The 26,122-nt window shown below is 58.5% G+C and carries 20 protein-coding genes and 1 tRNA gene; 10 read left to right on the top strand and 11 right to left on the bottom strand.

Features of this window, described 5'->3' with window-relative positions; genetic code table 11:
* Window positions 1-72: 72 nt before the first annotated feature.
* Entirely contained in the window at window positions 73-1,641 is a 1,569-nt protein-coding gene (locus JS530_RS04485) for an ATP-dependent helicase (RefSeq protein ID WP_214375987.1), read from the top strand.
* A 104-nt stretch (window positions 1,642-1,745) separates the two neighbouring features.
* On the opposite strand, the gene JS530_RS04490 is transcribed toward JS530_RS04485, so the two are convergent.
* On the bottom strand, window positions 1,746-3,515 hold the full coding sequence (locus JS530_RS04490) for a zinc-dependent metalloprotease (protein ID WP_214375990.1): 1,770 nt from the start codon (window positions 3,513-3,515) through the stop codon (window positions 1,746-1,748).
* Between the two features lie 228 nt (window positions 3,516-3,743).
* Between JS530_RS04490 and JS530_RS04495 the strand changes: the two genes are divergently transcribed.
* The 9 genes from JS530_RS04495 (at window position 3,744) to JS530_RS04535 (ending at window position 13,097) form a co-directional block, all read left to right on the top strand.
* A complete protein-coding gene (locus JS530_RS04495; protein WP_214376049.1) occupies window positions 3,744-4,583 on the top strand; it encodes a S16 family serine protease in 840 nt (279 codons plus the stop codon).
* Between the two features lie 128 nt (window positions 4,584-4,711).
* The gene (locus tag JS530_RS04500; RefSeq protein WP_342590052.1) at window positions 4,712-5,128 is read left to right on the top strand and encodes a DUF3052 domain-containing protein; all 417 of its coding nucleotides are present in this window, start codon (window positions 4,712-4,714) and stop codon (window positions 5,126-5,128) included.
* Between the two features lie 164 nt (window positions 5,129-5,292).
* A tRNA-Val gene (locus JS530_RS04505) sits at window positions 5,293-5,366 on the top strand.
* Window positions 5,367-5,579: 213 nt separating this feature from the next.
* Window positions 5,580-7,280, top strand: coding sequence for a DivIVA domain-containing protein (locus JS530_RS04510; protein WP_214375992.1), 1,701 nt, complete (start codon window positions 5,580-5,582; stop codon window positions 7,278-7,280).
* Window positions 7,277-8,464, top strand: a complete 1,188-nt coding sequence (dxr, locus tag JS530_RS04515; protein ID WP_214375993.1) for a 1-deoxy-D-xylulose-5-phosphate reductoisomerase — start codon at window positions 7,277-7,279, stop codon at window positions 8,462-8,464. The genes JS530_RS04510 and dxr overlap by 4 nt, the downstream gene beginning before the upstream one ends.
* 52 nt (window positions 8,465-8,516) lie before the next feature.
* Window positions 8,517-9,734: a flavodoxin-dependent (E)-4-hydroxy-3-methylbut-2-enyl-diphosphate synthase gene (gene ispG / locus JS530_RS04520; RefSeq protein WP_214375994.1), complete on the top strand. Its 1,218-nt coding sequence runs from the start codon at window positions 8,517-8,519 to the stop codon at window positions 9,732-9,734.
* Between the two features lie 112 nt (window positions 9,735-9,846).
* A complete protein-coding gene (locus JS530_RS04525; RefSeq protein WP_214376050.1) occupies window positions 9,847-11,559 on the top strand; it encodes an alpha/beta hydrolase in 1,713 nt (570 codons plus the stop codon).
* Window positions 11,560-11,583: 24 nt separating this feature from the next.
* Window positions 11,584-12,303, top strand: coding sequence for a DNA repair protein RecO (gene recO / locus JS530_RS04530; protein WP_214375995.1), 720 nt, complete (start codon window positions 11,584-11,586; stop codon window positions 12,301-12,303).
* A 2-nt stretch (window positions 12,304-12,305) separates the two neighbouring features.
* Window positions 12,306-13,097, top strand: coding sequence for an isoprenyl transferase (locus JS530_RS04535; RefSeq protein ID WP_214375996.1), 792 nt, complete (start codon window positions 12,306-12,308; stop codon window positions 13,095-13,097).
* Window positions 13,098-13,246: 149 nt separating this feature from the next.
* Here JS530_RS04535 and JS530_RS04540 read toward each other — a convergent pair whose 3' ends face one another.
* The 10 genes from JS530_RS04540 to thiC all read right to left on the bottom strand — a co-directional run bounded on the left by JS530_RS04540 (window position 13,247) and on the right by thiC (window position 26,116).
* Window positions 13,247-14,023: an ABC transporter permease gene (locus JS530_RS04540; protein WP_214375997.1), complete on the bottom strand. Its 777-nt coding sequence runs from the start codon at window positions 14,021-14,023 to the stop codon at window positions 13,247-13,249.
* 129 nt (window positions 14,024-14,152) lie between these two features.
* Window positions 14,153-15,208, bottom strand: coding sequence for an ABC transporter substrate-binding protein (locus tag JS530_RS04545; RefSeq protein WP_214376051.1), 1,056 nt, complete (start codon window positions 15,206-15,208; stop codon window positions 14,153-14,155).
* Between the two features lie 505 nt (window positions 15,209-15,713).
* Entirely contained in the window at window positions 15,714-17,276 is a 1,563-nt protein-coding gene (locus tag JS530_RS04550) for a glycoside hydrolase family 32 protein (protein WP_214375998.1), read from the bottom strand.
* A 157-nt stretch (window positions 17,277-17,433) separates the two neighbouring features.
* Window positions 17,434-18,477, bottom strand: coding sequence for a LacI family DNA-binding transcriptional regulator (locus JS530_RS04555; RefSeq protein WP_214375999.1), 1,044 nt, complete (start codon window positions 18,475-18,477; stop codon window positions 17,434-17,436).
* Window positions 18,478-18,494: 17 nt separating this feature from the next.
* Window positions 18,495-19,865, bottom strand: coding sequence for a serpin family protein (locus tag JS530_RS04560; protein ID WP_214376000.1), 1,371 nt, complete (start codon window positions 19,863-19,865; stop codon window positions 18,495-18,497).
* 9 nt (window positions 19,866-19,874) lie between these two features.
* Window positions 19,875-20,348: a hypothetical protein gene (locus JS530_RS04565; protein WP_214376001.1), complete on the bottom strand. Its 474-nt coding sequence runs from the start codon at window positions 20,346-20,348 to the stop codon at window positions 19,875-19,877.
* 115 nt (window positions 20,349-20,463) lie between these two features.
* Complete coding sequence (locus JS530_RS04570) at window positions 20,464-21,837, bottom strand: MFS transporter (protein WP_214376002.1); 1,374 nt, start codon at window positions 21,835-21,837, stop codon at window positions 20,464-20,466.
* A gap of 298 nt (window positions 21,838-22,135) precedes the next feature.
* Window positions 22,136-22,513, bottom strand: a complete 378-nt coding sequence (locus JS530_RS04575; RefSeq protein WP_214376003.1) for a thiamine-binding protein — start codon at window positions 22,511-22,513, stop codon at window positions 22,136-22,138.
* Between the two features lie 10 nt (window positions 22,514-22,523).
* Entirely contained in the window at window positions 22,524-23,321 is a 798-nt protein-coding gene (thiD, locus tag JS530_RS04580) for a bifunctional hydroxymethylpyrimidine kinase/phosphomethylpyrimidine kinase (RefSeq protein WP_214376004.1), read from the bottom strand.
* Window positions 23,322-23,374: 53 nt separating this feature from the next.
* Entirely contained in the window at window positions 23,375-26,116 is a 2,742-nt protein-coding gene (thiC, locus tag JS530_RS04585; protein ID WP_214376005.1) for a phosphomethylpyrimidine synthase ThiC, read from the bottom strand.
* Window positions 26,117-26,122 lie beyond the last annotated feature (6 nt).

Below are 26,122 nucleotides of genomic sequence, written 5' to 3' on the forward strand. Positions count from 1 at the left end.
GCGGCACGGGTGGAAAAGTTCGTGAAATGGACGCAGCTGCGTACAAAACGTCGACGTGCCACAATGGAGGGCATGGAACAAGCGCAAAAAATCCTGGAAGGGCTGGACGAGCGGCAGCGTGCGGCTGCCACCACGTTGCACGGGCCCGTGCGGATTATCGCCGGTGCAGGCGCCGGCAAAACACGTACGGTGACACGCCGAATCGCCTACGCGTGCGCCACCGGGGCATGGAAGCCCGAACGTGTGCTTGCCGTGACATTCTCCGTCAAAGCCGCAGCCGAAATGCGCGCCAGACTTACCCAGCTGGGACTTGCGGAATCAGCCGGCGGCATAGGCGGCAATAGCGCCGGAGTGACCGCCGCCACCTTCCATTCCGCAGCATTGCGGCAGCTCAACAGCGTATGGTCGGATGTCTGCGAAGCACCGTTCCCACATCTGATCGAAGACCAGCGCGATGTCGTCGCCCGAGCCATCACCCGCGTCACCGCCAGCAGCGACATCGATCCACTGATGGTGCGTGACGTGCTCGCCGAAATCAACTGGGCCAAAGTGAGCCTCATCGCGGTGGAGGATTACGCGCGCGTATGCACAGCCGCACAACATAGGCCACCCGCCGGTTTGGAAACTTCGCGATTCGCGAACATCTACAGCGAATACGAGAAGGAGAAAACATCCAGAGGGGAGATTGACTTCGACGACATCCTGCTGCTCGTCTGCCATATCATGGATGATTTCCCGGAAGCCGCCGCGCAAATCCGTTCATCCATCGGCTGGCTCACCGTTGACGAATACCAGGATGTGTCGCCGCTGCAACATCGGTTGATGACCCTGTGGCTCGGTGCGTCAGGCGAGGAAGGCGGCCACGCCATGAACCGCAACATATGCGTAGTGGGCGATCCGGCGCAGACCATCTACTCGTTCGCCGGCGCATCCAGTTGGGATCTCATCAACTTCGCCGACGAATTCGGCCCGCTCGCCGCGGACATCGACCTGAACACCGACTATCGTTCCACGCCACAAGTGGTGGCGCTCGCCAACAAGGTGCTCGCCGCCGCGCCAAACCGCGAGGATTATCTGAAACTGGTTTCCGCCCGCGAACCCGGCGCCACAATAACCAGAACCGTCTATGCCACGGATGCCGAAGAAGCACAAGGCGTGGCCGCGCGCATCATGCGACTCATCCGGCAAGGCGTCAAACCATCCGATTGTGCGATCCTGACGCGCATCAACGCCCAGCAGGCGGTATTCGGCGCGGCACTACGCCAAGCGGGATTGAAATTCCGGGTGCGCAAGGACTCAGGATGGCAGTCGTCCGCGCTCGCCGACGACAACGCCAACAAACGCGCGATTCTGGAAGCGATGGGATTGGATGCAAGCGGGACGGCGCTCGCCGATGATCCAGGGGTCACCATCTCCACCATTCACGCATCCAAAGGTTTGGAATTCGACCATGTGTTCATGATTGGCTGCTCGGAAGGATTGCTGCCGTTCGGCGCGCCCGAATCCGGGGATGCGCTGGAAGAGGAGAGGCGGCTGATGTACGTGGGCATCACACGAGCGCAGGATTCCCTGCATCTTTCGTACGCGAGAACCAAGGATGGATTTGGCGCGCAACAGCGCCGACCGTCCAGATTCCTGTAGGTGATCTTGTATACGCCTCATACGCTGATGGCCTCGATGTTCCTGAGCATCGAGGCCATCAGCGTATGGATTGAGCGCTTGCACGCATCCGGGGATTGTGCGGGCTACTTAGTGGAATCTCCGTCCGTTCCGGTATCGCCGCCAGTGCTTCCAGTGCTGCCAGCGTCCTCGCCGTCGGTACCGGCATCACCTTCGTCGAGCAGTTTGGAGAGCTCGGCATCCCAGTCGATGTCCGAGCTCTTGCCATCCGCGGCGGGATGAGCGGCATGCGCATCGCCGCCGGCCGTCGACGCATCGGACGGATTGCCGGAGGTGGTGCTGTGACCGGATTCGGCATCGCCGGGCAGTACCGGCAGCAGATCCGGGTGTGACCACTTGGCGTCTCGGCCTTCGGATCCTTCCGCGGCGGTGATCATCTCCCAGAGCCCTGCAGCCTCGCGCATGCGCTTCGGACGCAACTGCAGGCCGAGCAGACTTTCGAACGTACGTTCCGCCGGGCCGCCCATGGCGCGCTCGCGGCGCATCATCTCACGCAACTGTTCGATATGCGGCAGGTGGGCCATGCCGGCGCGCCACACCACGCAATCCACCCAGCCTTCGACCATGGCCAGCAGTGATTCCAATGATGCCAATGCCTCACGCTGCTCCGGAGTGTCCGGAATGCCCACCTTGGTAAGGTTCACAGCGCCGGAAATCGACTCTGGATCCATGCTGGTGGCATCGCGCAGCTGCTCTTCCATAGCATCCAGATCAATGGAGATGCCGCGGGCGTATTTGCCGATCAACGCCTCGAATCGGGGCATCAGCCACGGCACGGAGGCATAGAGGCGCGCGTGCGCCATTTCCTGCAAAGCCAGGAATGAGAGCACTTCGGATTCGGGAATCTTTTCGGTGGTGTTGAAATCAGCGAATGCGGCTTCGAACTGCGCATTGAGCTCGTCGTCCTGCGTGCTGGACTGTGCATCGGACTGTGCATCGGATGCATGTGCGTTGCCATCAGCCGGCGTATGCGCGGAAGTGAAGCCTATCGGATTGCCGGAACCCGTGCCTGCGGCATCATCAGCCTGATTGGATGGCTGATCGGCAGGCGTCGCACCGTTGAGCATGGCAGCATATTCGGTGGCGTTCTGCGCGATGAGTCCACCGGCAGGATTCTTGAGCAGTGCGATGCCTTGATCAAAGCTACCGTGCACTTCATGGCTTAGATTGCCGGCCGCATGCCCCAGCTGCATCGCAAACGACGTATTGCCGAGCAGCTTCATCAGTTGGGCCGGATTCTTCATGCCGTCAGGGATCGGGATTGGAATCGGGCCGGCGAACATGCCGGCGATTTCACCTTCGCCGTCGCCCAACATGCCGCCCAAACGTTCGGAAATCACCGAAGCAAGTGCATCATTCATCGATTCGGCAACCGGGGCCGCGAACTTGGCCCACTGGTCGATCGTGCCCTCCACCCACGCGGCGCGCGTCAGCACATCGGGTTCACCGGGAGCGGGATTGAATGCGCAGGCGGTATCCAGCCACAGATTCGCCTCGCTCATGGCGCGGCGTGCAGCCTCACCGTCTGCCGCGGACACCGTGGAGGCGGAACCGGAGGCGTTCGCCTGCTGCAATGCGATGGACTTGGCCAGCTTGACGTTGATTGGGCCTTCCTCCACCGTGCGCTGCATATCAGACATGGTGTTGAGCCCGCCTGCGGTGAATGCGGCCATCATCTGCTGCACTTCGGCGGGATCCGGCAAACGGCTGGGATCCTGACTCATCAGTTGCTCGCGAATCTCTTCCGGCAGCTGGCTGATTTGCTGCCATGCCGCCTCGCCCTGAATCGGCCCGAAGCATTTGATCAGCCACTCGTGAATAGCGTTGTCGTCCATGCGTATCCTTCTTTGCCGCGGTGTTCCCTAAGGTTCGATTACCACAAGTGTATGCGTTGGCGCGCACGTTCGCCTGCGGCCAAGGTGTCAGACGGGTTGCAGGTGCCATCTGCCCGCGGCTTTGCCCATGGATCCTCTCATGGTTTCGCCGGTGGTGCTGCCGGTCGGTCTGCCGGTGGTGCTGCCGGACGCGTGGTTATCATCCTGCCCCTTAATACACTGTTGATTATGTTCGCACGTTTCAAACGCTATGTTGCATCCCATTCGCGCCGTTATTTCGCCGGCGCGTTAGCGGTGCTGCTCGCCATCGTGATACTGCTCTTGCCCAGTGCCTACGTCATTGAGATGCCCGGGCCTACGCAGGATGTGCTGGGCAAGGTTGACGGTGAGGATGTGATTGCCGTTTCCGGTGCCGGCGTGCGCACGTATAAGGATTCCGGCAAGCTGCTGCTGGTCACGGTAAGCGCTTCGGGAGTGCCCGGATACCCGATCATCAATGTGCAGGCGGTATGGGGATGGTTGAATCCGCACGTGGAGGTCATGCCGCGTGAGGCGGTGGTGCCGGTCGGGCAGACGGCGGATGAGTATCAGCGGAAAGTGGATTCCGATATGTCCGGTTCGCAGAGCAAGGCCAGCACAGTGGGCTTGCGTTACGTGCAACAGCATGCCGATGAGCTTGGTGTAGATGCCAAGGCGGCGGCCAAGGCGGACATCAGCATGCATGTGGATAAGATTGGCGGGCCTTCTGCTGGCATGATGTACACGCTTGGATTGATTGATAAGCTCACTCCGGCCAAGGAAAGCGGCGGCAAAACGATCGCCGGCACCGGTACCATCAACGCCAAAGGCAAGGTGGGCAAGATCGGCGGCATCAGGTTGAAGATGCTTGCGGCCAAACGCGACGGTGCCACATGGTTCCTGGCTCCCGAAGGCAATTGCGCTGAAGTGGTCGGACATGTGCCGCAGGGTGTACGCGATGTGAAAGTCGCCACGCTGGACGAGGCGTATCAGGCTCTGGTTGCCATCGGCAAAGGCCAAGCCGATCAGCTACCGCATTGCGAGGCCTGAAAAGCCGAGCGTTGCAGTCGCTGATACGGCGGTTATGCAGCAGCCGGTACGCTGATCGGTGGTCACACAGCGAGATTTTTCGTGGATGTTAACGCGATTGTTCGCTAAGGCTTGCTAATGTGTCCTCTGTGAATCAAACGGCATCACAGAACGCTGAAGAATTTGGGTTTAAGCCCGGAGACATTGTCCAGGAATGGCTCTGGGACGACGACGTGGATGATTCCATTCGCGCCAAGATCGAGGATCTCACCGGCGAAGACCTCGTGGACGAGGATTACAACTCCGCGGTGGATGGTGTGATCCTGTGGTGGCGCGATGGCGATGATGAGGATGAATTGTCCGACACCATCGTCGACGCATGCGGCGTATTGGACGACGATGCTCCATTGTGGGTGCTGACTCCAAAGCCGGGTCGACCGGGTGCTGCAAGTTCCTCCACCGTGCAGTCCGCCGCCCAGACCGCCGGCATGAACGCCGCCACTCCGCTGACCGTCAGCAAGGATTGGAACGGCATTCGTCTGCGCGCATTCGGCAAGGGCCGCTGATAAACGCCTGTTGCGTGTAATCGCTTTCAATGCGGTGGCAACAATAGCTTGGCAACAATAGCTTGGTGATTGTGCAGCGCTAGCCCGGTGAACGGGCTTCCGCGGCACGCCCGACACGTCAAGTTGACAGAGTGTGCTGGTCATGCGCTATTGTTGACACCCGCGGGCAATTAGCTCAGTTGGTTAGAGCGCCACCTTTACACGGTGGATGTCGGGGGTTCGAGTCCCTCATTGCCCACAGAGTTGTACTCTTTATATGTGTGTTCTGATACACGCTTTTCATGGTTGTCGAATCCCCATCGCATCAAATCAGCGCACCCGTGCAGCGCATATGCATCTTGCGTTTCAACGGTTGAATCTGTGAAGTTCGGCTTTCATTACATGAATGAGTCGTAACAATCACGTAGAGTGTTGGGCAGAGTGTTTAATCCAGCAGGAGGTTGATCGGCCGATGGCGAAGGAACTTCGTGAAGGGGACGGCAAAGCCGGAATCGCACGCGCAGGTAAGAGGAAGATGGGATATGACACCGCGCAGGTGGATGCGTTCCTGGAGCGTGCTCATGCACTGTACGACAGTGACGGAATCAACCTCACCCAGCAGGATATTCAGTCCGTGTCCTTTGATTTGACCAAAGACGGCTATGTGATTAGCCAGGTCGATGCCGCACTGCATCGTCTGGAACGCGCCGTGGTCGACAAGCAGACCGCATGGGAGATTTCGCAGCAGGGACGTGTGGCGTGGAAGGCGCAGACCGAAAAGCTGTATCAGGAGATTGCCTCGCATGTGGAGCGTGCTGAACGTCAGCGCTTCAAGCCCGGCGAGCCCAAGCATCCCTCTTATGACAAGAAGCAGGTCGATCGTATTGCCGACCAGGTGGTGGACAAGGCCGCTGCCGCGCTCGGCGTGGACGGTGTGACCGAGGAGGATGTCCGTTCCCTGGCCGATCTCAACGCCAGCGCCGTGAATAATGTGATTTTCACTCAGCGCAAGGGCAAGAAGGGATACGACGAACGTCAGGTCGACTACTTCCTCAACGTATGCGTCCAGCTGTTGAGCCGTTTGGAATCCTATGCCCGTATCGGCGATCTCGTAGAGCCCGGTGCCCCGCAGGCTGATGATCAGGAATCCTCCGCGCCAACGGGCAGCAATGCAACGGCACCGGTTGAAGAGGTGTCGCCGCTGATTTCCGCTGACGTGCAGCGCACTGTTGCGGCTGCAGCGCCAACGGTAGCCGCAGTGTCCTCCGGCGAGTCCTTTGATGCGTTGCGTCAGGCCGAACAGAACCTGTTCCCATCGCCCGCAGCTTCCGAATCGCCGGTAGTGGTGACGCCGAACGCCACGGTGACGCCGAATCCAACCCCTGTTGCCTTTGAACCGTCCGCGCCGGCTGCACAGCCCGTATCTGCACCGTCTGCACCTGCACAGTCCGTATCTGCCCAGCCTGCAGCGGCCCCGGTGGCTCCGACTGCGGTACCGGAGCGAGCAACCGAGCCGATTGCACGACCTCAGCAGACTGCTCAGCCTGCAGAACCTGTGACCGCAGCACCATCTCAGCCAGCAGGAGAGTCTCGACAGTTCCAGTCATCCGCCAGTGCATTGCCATCATTCCAGCCGCAGGCGCACCCGGTATCCACTGCCGCCGAGCCGACGGTCGCGGTCACCGGCCCGGATGCCGATATCGTGAATCATCTTTCCCAGGGGCCGACGGTTACCACATCGCAGGACTTCACGACCGCCAACACCAATGCCTCGCTGGCTGCGCTGGCACATATGGCCGAGGTCTCTCAGGAGATGCCGGCGGTGGAGGCACCGTCGTTCGCGCCGCAGTCGGCAAGCTTCGAACAGCTCAATCCGATTACGCTGAACGAAACTCCCGAACAGGCCACACCAATGCCGGATTCGTTCGCCCCGCAAAGCGCTGTGCCGGCCACTTCGCCTGCCGCCCCCTCAACTGCCTCGACTGTGCCGTCTGGCACTGATTCCAGTGCTGATGCCGGTACCGATGCAGGTAGCAAGTCCAATGCGCAGCCGCAGGGCACGTCAAAGGACACGAGTGATTCCTACTCGATGTTCAACAGCGATTTCAGCCTGTCCATCCCGGATCTTTCGTTCCCCACGCTCCATACCGACAACGTAAAGAAGGAACAGTGAGCGAAGTCTCAAACCGCAGCGTTGTTCTTCTCGGATCCACCGGATCCATTGGCACTCAAGGCCTCGACGTCATCAGCCGGCACCCGGAACGGTTCACCGTTACCGGTTTGGCTGCCGGTGGCGCGCATATCGCATTGCTTGCCCAGCAGGCCGCACAGTTCCATGTACCACAGGTCGCGGTATTCGATGCCTCCAAAGTCAAGGAGCTCACGGAGGCATTGGAAGCTGCTGGCGCCCGTGAAACCAAGGTGAGCGGCGGGCCGCAAGCGGTGATTGCCCTTGCCGGTTCCGGTGCTGATGTGGTACTGAACGGCATTACCGGTTCGATTGGCTTGGAACCGTCGATTGCCGCATTGCAGGCTGGCTCCCAGCTGGCATTGGCCAATAAGGAATCGGTGGTTGCCGGCGGCCATCTGCTGTTCAGTTCGCAGGTGCGCGCCAATCAGATCAATCCGGTTGATTCCGAGCATTCCGCCATCTGGCAGTCCCTGCGCTCGGGCGTGCATGCCGAAGTCGCCAAGCTGATCGTTACTGCATCCGGCGGCCCGTTCCGCGGTTGGAAGCGCGCCGATATGGAACACATCACTCCAGAGCAGGCGCTGCATCATCCCACGTGGAACATGGGTCCGGTGGTGACGATCAACTCCTCGACGCTGATGAATAAGGGTCTCGAGGTCATCGAGGCATCCCGCTTGTTCGATGTGCCTCCGGAACGCATCGAAGTCACCGTTCATCCGCAATCTATCGTGCACTCCATGGTGGAATTCGTTGACGGTGCAACCATCAGCCAAGCCTCGCCGCCGGATATGCGTCTGCCCATCGCTTTGGGCCTTTCCGCCCCGGATCGCATGGATAACGTGGCGGCCGCCTGCGATTGGACCAAGGCGGCGACTTGGACGTTTGAACCATTGGATAATGAGGCGTTCCCCGCCGTCCAGCTGGCTCGCCACTGCCTTGCCGCATCCGAGAAGCATACTGCCGTGTTGAATGCCGCCAACGAGCAGGCCGTGCACGCCTTCCTGGAGCATCGTCTGCCGTACCTCGGCATTGTGGACACGGTCAAAGCAGTGCTGGATGAGATGGATGCCGAACTTCGCGGCAATCCTTTGTTCGCCAACGTGGAGGAAATGAGCCAACTGGAGCTTGAGGCACGCAAGCGCGCGGACGATTTGATAAGCAAGTAGCAGTTTCTTCTCGGCTTCCCTCATGCTGGAACTGTGAGGGAAGTCCAAGAATATGAAAGGCATTAGCTTGAATCCTGTAAACAAGCCGTTCCGTAAAACCGGCGATCCCATTGAACTCACCAGCGAATCCCCGCTGCATCCGCGTCGCAAGTCGCGTCGCATCATGGTAGGACCGGTGCCGGTGGGCGGGGGAGCCCCCATCTCCGTGCAGTCCATGACCAATACGCTGACCGCCGATGTGCCGGCCACGCTGCAGCAGATCGCCGAGCTCACCGCTGCCGGCTGCGACATCGTACGCGTTGCCGTGCCAAGCCAGGATGATGCCGACGCATTGCCGGAGATTTGCAGGAAATCCCCGATTCCGGTGATCGCGGACATTCACTTCCAGTCCAAGTACGTGTTCCAGGCCATCGACGCAGGTTGCGCCGCAGTGCGTGTGAACCCGGGCAATATTCGCAAATTCGACGAGGTCGGTCCCTCCATCTGCAAGGCGGCCACGGATGCCGGCATCTCACTGCGCATTGGCGTGAACGCCGGCTCGCTCGACAAGGAACTGTACGCCAAGTACGGCGGTCCGACTCCCGAGGCTCTGGTGGCTTCCGCACTGAAGGAAGCGCACATGTTCGAGGACGTCGGTTTCCATGATTTCAAAATCTCGGTCAAACATCATGATGTGATCACCATGGTGGAAACCTACCGACTGCTCGCCTCCAAGGGCGACTGGCCCCTGCATTTGGGCGTTACCGAAGCCGGTCCGGCATGGCAAGGCACCATCAAATCCTGTCTTGCATTCGGCGCACTGTTGGCTGAGGGCATTGGCGACACGATTCGCGTGTCCCTTTCCGCCCCGCCGGTCGAAGAAGTCAAGGTGGGTTGCAAACTGTTGGAATACATGGGCTTGCGCCCGCGTAAGTTCGACATTATCTCCTGCCCGAGCTGCGGTCGCGCTCAGGTGGATGTGATTCAGCTGGCTTCCGCCGTGACCGAAGGCCTCAAAGATATCACGGCCCCGATTCGCGTGGCCGTGATGGGCTGCATCGTCAACGGTCCGGGCGAGGCACGAGAAGCCGACCTCGGTGTGGCTTCCGGTAACGGTAAGGGACAGATCTTCATCAAAGGCAAGGTCATCAAAACTGTGCCGGAAGATCAGATCGTCGACACCTTGCTCACCATCGCCAACGATATCGCTGCCCAAATGGAAGCGGACGGTAAGGTTCCGGCGAACGCCACCGGTCCCGTCGTCGTCCCAATCCAGCATCCTGGCCACTGACCGTTGAGGGATTGTGCCGGAGCACTTTGCCGAGGAGCTGGATACAATAAGTCGCGTGTCGAATCAGGAACAGCAGCACACCAGTCAGCCGTGGACTCGTGGTCACCGGCTGATGGTGAGTCTGCCTATTTTCATCATGCTTATCGGCATCCTGGTATCCATTTCCAACCTGACCACCGTACCGTGGAATATTGAGCCGACCGGGCAGTCGATGGCCACATTGGCCAGCAGCACCGACGTAACGTTCAGCAATCCAGATGGCAAAACGCTGCCCACGCGGGGCACTTACGGCGTTACCAAGCGATACATCACCCTGAACATTGCCCGGGATGGCACCCTCAGCCAACAGCAAGGTGAACGGGGAAAATCCAACGCCAACGGTGTGCAGGCGGTCAAAGTATTGATTCGTATGCCAAAGGGTGCCAGCGGTGCGCGGCCGGCCGTAGTGTTCATGCATGGAGCGGGATACGGCACCTGTGATAATTCTTTCGGCGACGTGGCCTCAGATCTCGCGTCTGCCGGATTCGTGACCGCGGTATTGGATAAGCCGGTATGGGATACCACGGATATCAGCCGTGATTATCCGGCATCCGCCAAAGCATACGATCAGGTTGTCGCCTACCTGCGCAAGTTGAATACGGTGAACGCCAAACAGGTGGGCATTTACGCCACTTCCGAATCCACGTGGATTTCCTCCTACCTGCTGCGCGACGATCCGAAGATCGCATTCCAGATACTGCTGAGCCCTATGGTGTTTACGCCGAGACAATCTCTTGGCTTCTTTGTGACGCAGGATTTCACGCTGGTCGGTGCCAATGATGGCTACCAATCCATTGTGCAGCGTCTGTTCAGTGCGGATGCGTCGATTTTTGGATTGACGAATTTCGACATCCACACGTTGGTTCCGCAAGCTTACGCCGTGCCCACGTATGTGGCGTACGGATCCAAGGATGTGATGACTGCTCAGGTGGAAGGCGTGCGCGCGATTTTGTATAACGCGCATCAGGCCGGCAACTGGAATGTGACCGTACGCAGCTACCCGGTAGCCAATCATGTGCTGCGCTTGGGCGACGAGGCGGAAGAAGGCACGCCGTTCGCAGACGCGTATGTGGATGATTTGATTGATTGGACAGTGGGCACTACCGCAGGACTCACCCAAACCAGCGAACGGGTAGCCGGTACCAATCTGTACCAGTCCATCGGATTGCCGTCGTCATTGAAGGCACGACGGGCGGGCACCGTCTATGGTGTGATCTTGCATGCCACCGTGGTATTACTGCTGCTGGCTTCCGCAGTGCTCGCCGTAGTGGCACTGATACGCAAGGGCATCGTGGATGCACGGTGGCGCAGATGGCGTCGTGAGGCTTTGCGGCAAGGCGAGCCAGTGCCGGCAAAACCGGTGGTGCTGGGATTCGCCCATGGATTTGGCAACGCGTTGCTCACGTTGACGCTTTCCACGCTTGCTACATTGGCAATATTCTTCGCTGGCCTTGGCCAAGTGGTGATGGGTGTCGTCAAACTGGCGTGGGGCGGGGCTCCTACGGAAACGCCGGGTGTGATGTACTGGAGCTGGCCGGTGATTCAAGTGGTGTCCATTGTGGTGGTGTGGGCATGGTCGCGCGTGTTCATGCGATTGATCGAAGTCGCATGGCATCGAGGGCTTATGCATATGCCGCCGCGCAAGGACGCGGTCAAAAACATCATCACTGGCCAGGAACCGGTGCTGGCTTCCACCCGATTTGGTCGTGTGCTGTTCTGGCTGGTCACGTTCACCATGCTCTATATACTGTTGTTCTTCGCATTTTGGGGATTGTTTATTTACTGAAGGGCGGAAAGGAGATAGAGCACGATGGGACTGTACCGGGATGAAGGCGTGGTGTTGCGCACTGCCAAACTCGGTGAAGCCGATCGCATCATCACCATCCTGACCCGTGGCCACGGCAAGATTCGGGCAGTGGCCAAAGGTGTGCGGCGCACTAAATCACGTTTTGGCGCGCGCTTGGAACCGTTCATGCGCGTCGACCTGCTCATTGCCGAAGGCCGCACCTTGGATACCGTATCTCAAGCAGAATCAGTGGCCGCATATGGAGCGTCGATAGCCGCCGATTATGAGGCTTATGAGGCGGCGAATATCATCGTGGAAACCATCGATAAGCTTGCCAGCAGCGAGCATGAGTGTGTGCCGGCGCAATACCGGCTGCTGATCGGCGCATTGAATGCACTGGCCAAACATGCGCATACGCCGCGCGCCATCAGCGGCTCCTATGTGATGCGCGCGATGGCTTTGGCCGGCTGGACGCCCAGACTTGCTGCATGCGTGGTATGTGGTAAAACCGAGTGTGCCTATCTTTCGGTGGCATCCGGTGGCGTGATGTGTGAGGCGGATCATACTTCGGATGCACGTCGTATTTCGCCTCAGGCTGCTCGGCAGTTGCAGGCGCTTATCCAAGGCGATTGGACGGTGCTGGATGCCGCTCCTTTGCAGCGTGTCACCGAAGAGTTGGTTGAAGATTGGGCGGAGTATTACTTGGAACGGCCGATTCGTTCGCTGCGCTTGATAGATTCATGAGTATGGCTTTTGAGAACGTTGATTACACGTCGTTGGACATTCCCGCTGCACCGTTCAGCGATCCGTCCCGTATTCCTGATTTTCCGAAGAACAAAGTGCCTCGCCATGTGGGCGTGATCATGGACGGCAATGGTCGTTGGGCCAAGCAGCGCGGCATGATTCGCACCAACGGCCATCAGGCCGCTGAACCGGTAGTATTCGACACGATCGCCGGTGCCATCGAAGCCGGCGTGCGGTATTTGAGCCTGTATACGTTCTCCACTGAGAATTGGAAGCGTTCGCCTCAGGAGGTGCGTTTCCTGATGGGCTTCTCCCGCGAAATCATCCACCGCCGTGTGGCGCAGATGGACGAGTGGGGCGTGCGCGTGCGCTGGTCCGGACGCCGCCCGAAGCTGTGGAAGTCCGTGATCGATGAGCTTGAAGCGGCAATGGAACGTACGAAGAATAACAAGGTCATCGATGTGGTATTCTGCATCAACTATGGTGGCCGTGCGGAAATCGCCGACGCCTGTGCCGCTATCGCCCGTGAGGTGCGCGACGGCAAGATTTCCGGTGATCGTGTGACCGAGAAGATGATTGCCGATCACCTGTACAATCCGGATATTCCCGATTGCGATCTGGTGATTCGTACCTCCGGCGAGCAGCGTACGTCGAACTTCCTGCCGTGGGAAGCCGCATACGCCGAATTGGACTTCGTGCCGGAACTCTTCCCTGACTGTGGCCGTGAAGTCCTCTGGCGCGCCATCGACGACTACATTCATCGTGATCGGCGTTTTGGCGGCGTGAAAAAGTGAACAAGTGAACAGTCCAGTGGACTGTTCACTCACGTCGCCGAGCTGGGTGCGGTAGCGCCCAGTGAGGTAATGATGAGTCTGCCGGAGGCAGTCCAAAATTGCTGGGTGCGTGAAAAAGTGAATTGGCTCCCCTCGTTGAGGGGAGCTGCTTATTGATCCAAATCTTCATCCTTGCCGTTGCCGAGAGCAATCCATTCAATGAGGGAGATGAGTCCCAGAAGGATTGCGGTTTCTGCAATAACAACCACAGTCGCCGAGAAAATCAGTGGTGTGCGGAATGAGTTGAAGGCGGCTTGCAGCCAAATGCCCAAGCCATTCATCGCACCCAGATATTCGGCGGTCGCAGCAGTGCCGAAAATATAGGCGGCGGCAATGCGCACGCCACCGAAAATCTGACGTGCCGCCACACGGAGCTTAACATGCAGCAGTGTCCATGTGCGCGTGGCGCCACAGGTCAATGCCACATCCTCATAGAATCCCGGTACGGCGGTCAGACCGCGCGCAGTTTGCACGGCAATGGGGAATACCGCGAATACCGCCACGATCACGATTTTGCCCAATGGTTCAAAGCCGAACCAGATCATGAACAGAGGCGCCACAGTGATCAGCGGTATGGTTTGTGCCGCAGCCAACAGTGGATAGAACGCGCGGTACATGGTTTTCGAAATATACAATCCAATGCCAATGAGGATTCCCAAGACAATCGCGATGGAAAAACCAACAACACCCTCATAGGTGGTGATTGCCGCAGCAGTCATCAAATCAGGCCAGGTATCAATCATCGAGGCCACGATTTGCGTGGGGGAGGCGAGCACGCGCTCGGAAATATGCCCCGCTTGAACAGCGACTTCCCAGATTGCCAGTAATCCGCCGATGGTGATTGCCGGCGGCGCAATCCTGGCGAGCCAAGATTTCAGTTGCTTCATAAGAATGACTTCTCTAGTGCTGTAGAACTCAAACGGCTCCCCGATAGGAGGGAGCCGTTATATCCTCATGGCTTCCTCTCACGAGGGGAGCCGGCTCACGAAGTGAGACTGAGGGAGCTGCAACGAGGTTCAGGCCACGTAATCGTTGGTAGCGAGTTCCTTGGCCTGCGGGGCCTCGGCCGGGTTCTTGCCGTCCTTGTCCTTGTAGGTGCCGGCCTTGTACTGGAAGTCCAGATACGGCTGGGCATCATCGAAGTTCACGGTACCGGGCAGGTTCTTGGCGCCATCAGTGGTCCAGTAGCCGTTCTTGGCGATTTCCTCCATGGAGGTGCGGGTCAGCTTGGAATCAAGCTGGGCTTCCTTGGCCTGAGCCACGAGAATGTCGGCGGCCTTATCCGGGTTGGCCAGGGCATAGTCGTAGCCCTTCTTGGTGGCGGAGATGAACTTCTTCAGTGCATCCGCGTTCTTGGAATCCTTCAGCCAGGAATCGTTCACGGCGAAGCCGAGCTGATCCGGGTTGCCCGGAACACCCCAGTCGGAAGCCACGAAGCAGTTCAGGGCCGGGCCGTTGAGCTCGCTTTCCACGCCTTCCCAAGTCACGTAGAAGCCGCCGAAATCACCCTTGCCGGAAGTCAAGGTTTCGAACGTGTTGGTGCCGGCGGTAGCGGTCTTGATTTCACCGGTGCCGCCAGCGTACTTGATCATCTGCTGCACCACGGCGGTCTGCTCGGCGGAACCGAAGCTCACGAAGGTCTTACCGGAAAGATCCTTCGGAGTCTTGATATCGGTGCGGGAAGCCAATGCGCACCAACGGGCAACCGGCTTCTGAGTCAGGTCGAAGACGAACTTCAGCTTGGCGCCCTGGGAGTTGAAAGCGGCCACGTTGCTCAACGTGGTGAAACCAACGTTGGCCACGCCGTTCTCGACGCTGGTTTCCGCGCCGGCCTGAGCGGTCGGCAGGATCTTCACGTTGACGCCGGCATCCTTGTAATAGCCGAGCTTTTGCGCCACGTAGAGGCCGATATGGTTGGTGTTCGGCGTCCAATCCAGCATGAAGGAGACAGTCGGAGTGCTGGAATTGCTGGAATCAGCGGAATTGGTGCTGCCGCATGCAGCCATGGTCAGGGACAGGGCAAGCGCTCCAGCGGCGGCCGCGAACGTGGTCAGACCCTTCTTGATAGTCATCATCTTCTCTTTCACCTTGCTTTCTGCGCATAATGCGCTTGCGGCCTGATGCTCATGCGCGGGAAGGTGAGGAGCCCGCGCGAAACATCAAACCATACACCCGAATAACTCATATGCTGATGGAAGCATTGAGCGGGTGATTTTCAACTGATGTGGGCACGGCTGCTGCCACCAACCGCGCGAACGGCTCCAGTATAGCCGCATGCGTGGAAGCCAGTTTGTGTGGGACAGTTGGTGGATGATTGGTGCGGCATCTACTCGATTGGCTCGTGATTCTGCTCCGTTGGGCTGCTGTCAGTGGGATAAGTTAGAGGCAGACTATTGGAAATGCTTCACTGAGAGGCTGTCAGTGAAGCAAAACCACGGGTTTACCGTGGAAGTGCCCCGTTGAACAGTTCTCAGCGAGGAAAAAACGAGAGTTGATATGGGAAATGCCCCACTGACGGGCTGTCAGCGGGGCATTTCTGAGTGTAGGCCGTGGTTTTGCCTTGCCTTGGTGAGGTGGTTACTCCAAACCAATCGACTTCAAGTGGTGCAGCTTCAGCGAGCTCACGGCAAGCGAGCCGGATTCGGCGGACAGCTTGATGGCTCGTGGGCCATCGGAAGCGAATGAGTATTCGCTCAGCACCTGGTGGCCGCCATTCACGTAGACCTCCACGGAGCCACGATCCACGAACACGCGCAAATCAAGCGTATCGGCAGCAAGTTCAGCCTTGGTCAACGGAGCTGTGCGATAGCCACGGTCGCCGAACTTCAGCGTCTGACGGTCCACCACCACACGGCCCAGTTGATCATCGTAGGCAACGTACAAGTATGAGCCATCTTCAGTGGCATGCACTTTCAGACCGGCTCGCTCAGCGGTGGTGAGCTTCAAATCAATGGACAGTTCGATTTCCACGGCTTCGGCATCATCGGAGATAATGCGCTCCCCATCGCCGTCCAGCGTGATGGCACCGTGGTCGAACGTGTCTTCGCGCAGCTGTTCTATTTCGGCCACCGGAGCGGTCACCACATCACCATCAGCACCCAACGTGATTTCACGCGGCAAGGTGAGCTGGCCGCACCATCCGTCGTCCATCATCGGGGCCGGATCCATGAACGGTGCCATCCAGCCGTAGACGATCTGACGGCCATCCTCGCCGCCGGCGTTGAACGACTGCGGCGCATAGTAATTATGACCGCAATCCCACGGGCGGAACTCGGTTTCCGGCTTGAACTCGCCACCCGGTTCCCACGTACCGATCATGTAGCCGGCGTTGCTTTCGTTACGGTTCGCGAAACCATTCGGCTTGGAACCCATGGCGGAGAAGCCGATAACCCACTTCTCGTTGCCGTCCTTATCCTTCAGCGGGAAGAAATCCGGGCATTCCAGCATGAACACGTTCGGATCCGGGTGCTCGAACAGCACGCGCTCGTACTTCCAGCTCACCATGTCGTCGGAGGTGAACAGCCACATTTGGCCGCGCTTTTCGGCAGAGGAGACTCCGAACGTCATATACCAGGTCTCACCGGTCTTCCACACCTTCGGGTCGCGGAAGTGATGCCAGACCTTATCGGTCGGGCATTCGATGACCACACCCTGCTTGGTGGCGGAGGTCAGCTCATCATTATCCGGAGTGGCGAGCAGTTGCACCTGCCAGTCGTCGGTACGGTCGGCGGGATTGCGCCAACGGTGACCGGTGTAGTAGAAGCGCAGCTGGCCGTCATCGCCGATGGCTGCGGATCCGGAGAAGACGCCATGCTTGTCTTCCTCCAAGGAGGGCGCAAACATGATTGGTTCACGCTTCCAATGAATCATGTCGGTTGAGGAAACATGGCCCCAATGCATCGGGCCCCAATGTGAGCTGTAGGGGTGCAGCTGGTAGAAGACGTGCCAGCGGCCCTTGTAGAAGCACAGGCCGTTCGGATCGTTGATCCAGCCGGCGTTGGATGCGATGTGATACTTCGGATACCAGCGATCCTTGCGCTTCGGTTCCAGTGCGGCAAGTCCCGCTTCGGCTTTGGCGAGCTCGGCCTTATGGTCAAGAATCGGGTTGAGAACAGGGGATTCTGGAGTGAAATCGGTCATAACAATCCTTTGTATTGACTGGAGCTGCTGTGTTCCACGGAGAGTAGCGCCGTTGCGTTTGATTGTGGTTGTTTCAGTAGATATTATGCGCCGTCAATCGATTTACGTCAATCGATTGACGACATTAGTGTGTCGTGATTGCCCGGCTTTATCGAGGCTATTGGCGCACGGAATCCTTCTCGATGAGTGCGCAATGGATTGCAGCTGGTACTGGTGCGTTCAGCGGTGGCAGGGGAGCGGTGGTATCCGGCCATTCCATGTCGGCCAAGGAGCTTTCCTCAATCATGGAAACCAGCTTTGTTGCGGCCCAATAGCCCATCTCGAAATGCGGCAATTCCACGGTGGTGAGCTGTGGCACGAGCGTGTCCGCAAACACGCGATGATTGTCCACGCCAACCACGGAAATGTCACGACCTATCGTAAGCCCGCGTCGTGCCGCGCATTCGTAGACGTACCAGGCGCGGGCATCGTTGAAGCAGAAGAATCCATCTGGACATGCTGAGTCGAAGAGCGTATTGACCGCATCCAACGCAGGCTCGTTATTGCCCACATGCACAACAAGATGCTCGTCAAAGGTGCGTCCAGTTTCGGCAAGGGCTGCCCGGTATCCATCCAGACGACCGCGCTCGGCGATAATCGGATCTTCCGCACCGACATACGCGATGCGCTCGCATCCTGAGGCAATCAGTCGTTTGGTGGCATCGTATCCGATATGGAATTCATCGGGTTCCACACTGGGAATGATGCCCGCCTCATCCGTGGCATCCACTAAGACCAGTGGCATATCCTTGAGCGCTTCCGGTACGTTGGTAATCCGGTTCGACATCTTTGCGTACAGGAATCCATCGGTGCCGTAGCGTTTCAATGCCTCGATTTCCTGAGCTTCGTTCTGAGGACCTTCGGTACTGACCACAATCAGCATGTAGCCCAGCTGCCGTGCCGCGGTTTGCGCGCCCAGAATAATGCCGCCCGCATATGGGGTAGTGGCCACGTCCTCGCTAATGAATCCGAGCATATGCGTGCGCCCGGTGCGCAGTGAGCTGGCCAGCGGATTGGATTGATAACCAAGCTGTGAGGCGATGGCGCGCACCTGATTGGCGACGGTATCCCTCACGCGTCCCTCGTCGCGGTTGTTCAGCACCAGCGACACCGTGGAAACGGATACGCCTGCCTGCTTGGCAATCTCCTTCATCGTAACCATAAGGTCAAACGATACACCTACTCCAGGTTGCGCACTGCACCGATGAACAATGGCACGTCATCCGGTGTGGTCAGCATATACAGGAACGGGCGGTTTACCGTGAATTCCACAGTAGGCTGTGTTGTTGCGCTCACGGCTTCGAACCCTGCTTTGGTGAACGCTGAAGCCTTGGCCCCATGCTCGTTTACTTCGATGCGGGTGCCTTGGATAATCGAGCCGATGAACAACTCGCCTGCAGGAGCAGCATCCGTCATCTTGCTCAGATCGGCAGTTCCTGGCGCAAACGCATCGGTGATGCCGAGCTTCTTCAATGCGGCAATCGAATCACCTGAGGCAAACGTGCTGTCAATAGTGAATCGTGGCAGCGCAACGTTGACCAGTGCAGCCTCGGCGGCCACGCCCCATCCCTCGGGAGCGTCGGTCATGCAACCGTACTGAAATGAAGCACCCAAGCAAGTGCTCAATGCCCAGCGCAGCTTCTCGGTGTCCTGAATAATACTGTCAAAACTACCGGCTGCAGGCAGCAACACAGTCAGTGCGCCGCCATTGTCGAACGGTATGGAGATGCGTTGCCATGTGCTGTTGGAATCATGCGCCCAGACCATACCGTCGAATGACTGGTGCATCATCGGCACGGTGCTATCGCTGTTCGTGCCGTGGAAGATCTGCTCATCGGTGAGCTCAGGTTCGAACGGATCCTGCCAGCGCCCGTCCGCAACCACGGTATTGATAATGGAGATGACTTCGTCATTGCGCAAGGTGATCTTTGGATGCAGAGAACCTTGGGTATGCTGTTCAATCCATCGGCTCATGCGCTGTGCTGCCGCGTCATTGAACGGCAGCGACTGCACATCTGCATCAAAAGCATCCTCAACAGCTGCTTTGAAATCCTTGTCTAACGTGTACTGATTATCGATCCACACCGAATTTGCTGTACTCATCTGAGATTTCGAGCCACTGTAGCGGCCATTGATGGAACTGAGCAGCGAGTGATAATCATCGTTGCTTAGCGATTTGGTGCCCAACGCCTTATCCAACTGCGAGCGGGTTGTACCATCCGCTCCTTGTGCAGCGATGGCCAACGCCATCCACATCGAGGCAGGGGAGTAGTTCACATTGCCTTGATCGTCTTGGGCGGATTCCATGTGCAAAAAAGCCGAGGCTGATTGATACGCGAAATCGGAGGAGCTGGTGATCACTGACTGCGTGGCATGTTGCGCGGCCGGTCTGAACAGCTGCATGGTGAGGAATCGCCCATCGCCAGCAGTCCACCACACGCCGCCGCATGCGCCAGCGATAAGCACAGCCACCATAATGATGGCGATACGAACCTTGTGTTGACGCTTGCGTTGCAGCGTGCGGCAATGGTCGGTACTGTGGCTTTCCATCACTGTCTCCTAGGTGTGTCGGATTCGAGCAATGACCCAACGTGTAAGAAACACTGCTCCGAATCCGGCGAATGATGCGATTGCGAACGCCAGTAGGAAATACCACACCTGATCCATCGTGGACCAATTGATATACCAACTGCTCATATTGGTACAGGCCGATTCCACAGTACATTCGTTATCATACGGGGTAATCAGTGCGAACAGCAATGGTAGCGCGATCGCAGAGCACAACAGTGGAAACAGCAGCGCTCGCCATGGGTGTGCCAATGCGGCAGCTCGCGACGCATATACGGCATTGGCCAGCAGCAGCACTGGCGGAATAACAAAGTTGATGAGCAGCGCGCCGCCTATTTTGGCTTCACCGCCTATGAGAATCGATATCAGCAGCAGGCCGTAGACGATGGCAACGGCGGCAATGCAGCCAATGGCGCGAGCATCGAGACGTGTGGAACGAGATGATGAACGTGCTTGCGATGTCATGGCATGTCTCCTCTCCATTGAAAATGGCATGCTGACAGTTCCATAATAAAACGGGCTTGTCTGCAACACGAATGGTTGCCGACAAGCCCGCTGGAATGACCTATCAGACTGACTATCAGTTCACCGAACGGCGAGCGGTTTCCACGCCGAAGATGCCGACGATAAGCATCGAAGCGATGGCAATCACGCTGATGGACACGAAGATGGACGTGGCACCGAGATTCACGAGCATCCAACCCACCACCATAGGCATCAACACGTTGAGCAGCTTGGCAATGGCATTGGCCACGCCCACGCAGCGGAAGCGCACCTTGGTGGCGAACAGTTCAGGAGCGTACACGGCCACCACGGAGGCCATCAGCACGTAGAGGCACATCATGAGCAGGAAGCCCACGATGATGGCGCCAACGGTAGAAGTCTGGAACGCGTAAAGCATACCGAATACACCGGTGAAGAGGAAAGCCGGCACAATGGTACGCTTGCGGCCGATGCGGTCGATAAGCAGAGAGCCGATGAGGCAGCCCACCGGAGCGCCAAGCATCATCATCGTGGAGGTGGTCAGCGAGGAGGAGAGGTTGATGCCACGCTTGACCAGGATGGTCGGCACCCAGGAGGTGAAGGCGTAGGAGCACACGTTGGTGGCGCTCACGGCCACGATGGCCACGAGCAGGCAGATGCCGAGCGAACGGCCGCCGGCGTTGCGAGTGGATTCAGCAGCGGACTTGGCAGCAGCTTCAGCAGGCTCAGAACCATTGGCTTCAAGCTGCTTGACGATGGCATCAGCCTCGTTATAACGGCCATGCACAGCAAGCCAACGCGGGGATTCCGGAATATCACGACGCAGCCACCAAATCACAGCGGCCACCAAACCAATACCCACGAACAGCGGGCGCCAGCTCCAGCGAGGAATGATGAACGCGCACAACAGCATGGCAATCGGCACACCGCAGTTGGCAACGAGCGAAACAATGGCGCACCAATGGCCACGACGATTCATCGGGGCGAATTCGTTGACCATGGCGAAGCCGGTGACGATTTCAGCACCGAGGCCGAGGCCTGCGCCAAGACGGCACAGGGAAAGAATAGCCATGTTCGGGACGAAGGCTCCGAGGAAGGTGAAGCCGCCGAAGAGCAGCAGGTTGATCTGGTAGGCCACGCGGCGACCCTTCAAATCACCAACGAAACCGGCCAGCAGGGAGCCGACCAGGAGGCCCAGGAAGCCGGCGGACATGAACGTGGAATTCTGTGCCACGGTGGACCAGTGGGTGGACAGTGCGCTGGATGCCACGGCACTGCCGATGTACACATCGATGCTGTCCATCAGCATGCCGGCCGCCACCAGGGCGACGATGCGATAGAACATCGGGGTCTCATGCGCACGATCCATGCGCGAAACAATTTCTTCTACCTGAGCATGATTCTCAGCAGTGCGAGCCTTGGCAGTGTTCACTGCGGAATCATGGGAAATCTGCTGTTCAGCAGCAGTCATAGTGAGCGCCTCTTCTTACATCCTGTTGCAAGGCAACCGCTCAACGGTCTATTGTCATGCAACGAACTCATAGCGCGGGTTCGACTTCGTTGGCCTTCCCATTGTGTGGGATAGGCAACGATTGCAAGCCTACGTCTTGAATTCACTTACCGAGCCAACATTGTGAGCTGGCTCACGTACGTCAGAAAAGAACTATAGGAGCGTTTTCCGCCGGCTCCCGGTGGGGGTCACAATGTGAACGCATATGAGACGGGGTGTCTCACTATGAGACACCCCGGAACAATCTGCATGTGCGGTTTTACTGCTGGTTCTTCTTCGCCAAGATCTCATCCACCAGCTTCGGTTTTTCAGTCAGCTGGCCGGTGAAACCGGGGCGAATATCCATATGCAGCACCAGAGACGTGCGGTACCCCTGTTCGGCAAGCTTCTTGGCTGCCTCACCGGCCACTTTGAGCACGTCATCGAGATTGCCTTCCACATTGGTGAACAAGGCATTGGTTTCCTGCGGCAAACCGGATTCGCGAATGACCTCAATGGCTTGAGAGACATACGGAGAAACTTCAGAGCCCACACCGGCGGCGGAGACCTGAATCGCTGCCACGGTGTTCAAGTACGGCTTACCGGTTTCAGGGTCGATGGGTACTTCCTGCTTCACGGCATTGCGGTCAACGACCATAGTTGTCCTTTCAGCGGTACTTCCAGAAGTGATCCATCGGGCCGGAGCCGTGGCCCAGATCCAGCTGGGCCTTCAGTGCGCCGGTCAGATACTTCTTCGCGTGCTTGATGGCCTTGGGAAGCGTATCACCGAGAGCCAGATAGGAGGCGATGGCGGAGCTTAAGGTGCAGCCGGTGCCGTGGGTGTTCGGATTGTTGATGCGCACACCGTCGAACCAGGTCACCGTGCCGTCGTTTTCGGCGAGTACATCGTTGGCGTCCTCGGTGCCATGGCCGCCTTTGACCAGAGCCGCGCAGCCATACTGTTCGCTGATGCGGCGGGCTGCGGTCTCCATATCCTCCTGATCGTGGATCAGGGTGTCGGTCAGGGCTTCAGCTTCGGGGATGTTCGGCGTCACCACGGTGGCCATGCCGAACAGGCGGCCGGTCAGTGCGGCGATGGCGTCATCGCTGATGAGCTTGGCGCCCGAAGTGGCCACCATCACCGGGTCGAGCACGATGTTGGTGGCGTGATGGGCGGTCAAGCGGTCGGCGATGACGTTGATGATGTCTACCGAAGAGACCATGCCGATTTTGACGGCGACCGGCGGAATATCCTCGAACACCATGTCGATCTCATCGGCCAGAATATTCGGCTCGGTGTCCTGAATGGAACGCACGCCGGTGGTGTTCTGCGCGGTGAGTGCGGTGATGGCGCTCATGCCGAACACACCACATGCCAGCATGGTTTTCAGATCAGCCTGCATGCCGGCGCCGCCGGATGAATCCGAACCTGAAATCGCAAGTACTGCTGGCAAAGTGGTGCTCATTTTTTCTCCTTTATACTCTTGATAACCACGAGCGTAGCGAGGTGGCTGTACGTTTACTGCGCCTTCTGGTACAGCTTCGAGCCGCCCTCTTGGAACTTGCGGCTCATCTCGGCCATGCCCTGTGCGATTTCGTCGGCGTTGGTGCTTGGTGCGGCACTGGTAGACAGTGCGCCGCGAGCCTCCTGTGCGGACGGAATCTTGCCGGCCAGGGTATCTTCAACCAGCTTCTCCTGGGCGGCAGCGCCACCGAACTGCTTGCGGATGTTCTGAGAGATGGCCATCGAGCAGAACTTCGGGCCGCACATCGAGCAGAAGTGCGCCATCTTGGCCGGCTCGGCAGGCAGCGTATCGTCATGGAAGGCGATGGCGGTGTCCGGATCGTAGGACAGGTTGAACTGGTCGAGCCAACGGAACTCGAAGCGGGCCTTGGAAATCGCCAAGTCACGGTCCTGTGCGTGCGGGTGATGCTTGGCAATGTCGGCTGCATGGCAGGCGATCTTGTAGGCGATCACGCCCTGCTTCACATCATCCTTGTTCGGCAGACCAAGGTGTTCCTTCGGCGTCACGTAGCACAGCATGGCGGTGCCGTAACGGGCGATTTCCACGCCGCCGATGGCGGAAGTGATGTGATCGTAGCCCGGAGCGGTATCGGTGGTCAGCGGTCCAAGCGTGTAGAACGGGGCATCCTTGCAGATGGCCTTTTCCATTTCGATGTTCATGCGCACGGTGTCGAACGGAATATGGCCCGGGCCCTCGATCATCACCTGAACATCCTTGGCCCAAGCGCGCTGGGTCAGCTCGCCCAAGGTCATCAGCTCGGCGAGCTGTGCGGCATCGTTAGCGTCCGCGAGAGAGCCTGGACGCAGACCATCGCCTAGGGAGAATGCCACATCGTACTTGGCGAAGATATCGCACAGTTCATCGAAGTGGGTGTACAGGAAGCTTTCTTGATGATGCTGCAGGCACCATTCGGCCATGATCGAGCCGCCACGGGAGACGATGCCGGTCACACGGTTGGCGGTCAGCGGCACGAAGCGCAGCAGTACGCCGGCGTGAATGGTCATGTAATCCACACCCTGCTCGCACTGTTCGATCACCGTGTCGCGGAACAGCTCCCAGCTGAGCTTGGAAGCATCATCCTCGACCTTTTCCAGCGCCTGATACATCGGTACGGTGCCGATCGGCACAGGGGAGTTGCGCAAAATCCACTCACGGGTGGTGTGGATATCGTTGCCGGTGGAAAGATCCATCACCGTGTCGGCGCCCCACTTGGTGGCCCAGGTGAGCTTCTCCACTTCCTCGTCGATGGAGGAGGTTACGGCGGAGTTGCCCATGTTGGCGTTGAGCTTGGTCAGGAATGCGGATCCGATGATCATCGGCTCGGCTTCCGGATGGTTGATGTTGCACGGCATCACGGCGCGGCCGGCGGCCAGTTCGGAACGCACGAGCTCCACGTCGCAGTTCTCGCGTTCGGCGACGTACTTCATTTCCGGGGTGATGATGCCATGGCGAGCATACCACATCTGGGTTACCGGATGATCCTTGGCACGCATTGGCTGATGCTTGCGGCCACGCCATTCCTTGGTGGCGCGACCGCGCTTGATGGCACGCTTGCCGTCATCGCCGAGGTTGCGGCGGCGGCCCTCGTATTCTTCAATGTCGCCGCGATCGCGGATCCAGTCGAGGCGCAGCGGCTTCAGACCTTCCTTCGGATCGCACTTGGGACCTTCGGTGTTGTAATCGATGAACGGCGGGTTAGGACCCACGCCGGGGGTATCGGACAGTTTGATCTCGGTGTACGGCACTTCCAGGTCGTAGGAGCCGAACTGGTTCTCGAAATGCACCGACTTAGTCTTGCGGATGTGTGCCTTGTCACGCTGCTTGGAGCCGCGGGCTGCGATATCCACGCGCTGCTGCTTGGCAAGCTTCTGAGCTTCCTTGGCTTGCTTGGCGTTCGTGAACTTCTTCTCGCTTGCTTCGGAGCCGGCAGCCGCCGTACCTTCCTGGGCTGCCTGGGTGTCGGCGGCCGGAGTATGGGTCACAATGCGTGGTGCGTATCCATGCTTGGAGTCGCCGCGCACGGCCTTCCAGGCTTCGACCATGGCCTTGGTGGTGGCTTCCGGATCGTCCGCGCCGGCGATGGCGGAGACCACGAACCAGCCGGCCGCCTTGGTGCCCGCGAGCATGGCCATATCCTTGACGGTCACGCCGCCGCCAACAACTACAGGGAAGTCGCATGCGGCGCAGATGGTGTTGATTTGCTGGGCGTCCAAAGTCTTGCCGGAACCGTCGTTACCACCCACGGAAGCCTCGGGCTTGGTGGTGGAGACGTGCAGCGGGCCGGCACCAATGTAGTCGATGCAGCCGTCAGGCAGTTCGTTGATGAGCTTGACAAGACTCTCGGTTTCGGCGGAAAGACCCACGATGGCGTCATCGCCGAGCAGCGCGCGGGCTTCGCGCGGTTCCATATCGGTTTGCCCGATGTGCACACCGTCCACCTTGATGCCCTTGCGGCGGGCCTGCCAGACCACGTCGGCACGGTCATCGATGACGAATGCCACGGAATCGGACTTGTTGTTGTCTTCAATAATCTGCGCGATGTCCTGAGCCATGGCGGTCAGCTCGGAGGCGTCGGCCTTCTTGGCGCGCAGCTGGATGAATGTGGCGCCACCGCGCAGCGCTTGGTCGACGATGTCGGTCAGCGGCCGGCCCTTGCAGTCGTCCGGGCCCACCACAAAGTATGCGGACAGGTCGAACGAGTCGCGCATGGATGCATACGGATAATCGTTGTTCATTATTGT

The sequence above is a fragment of the Bifidobacterium colobi genome, from assembly GCF_018555455.1.
GTDB classification, from domain to species: domain Bacteria; phylum Actinomycetota; class Actinomycetes; order Actinomycetales; family Bifidobacteriaceae; genus Bifidobacterium; species Bifidobacterium colobi.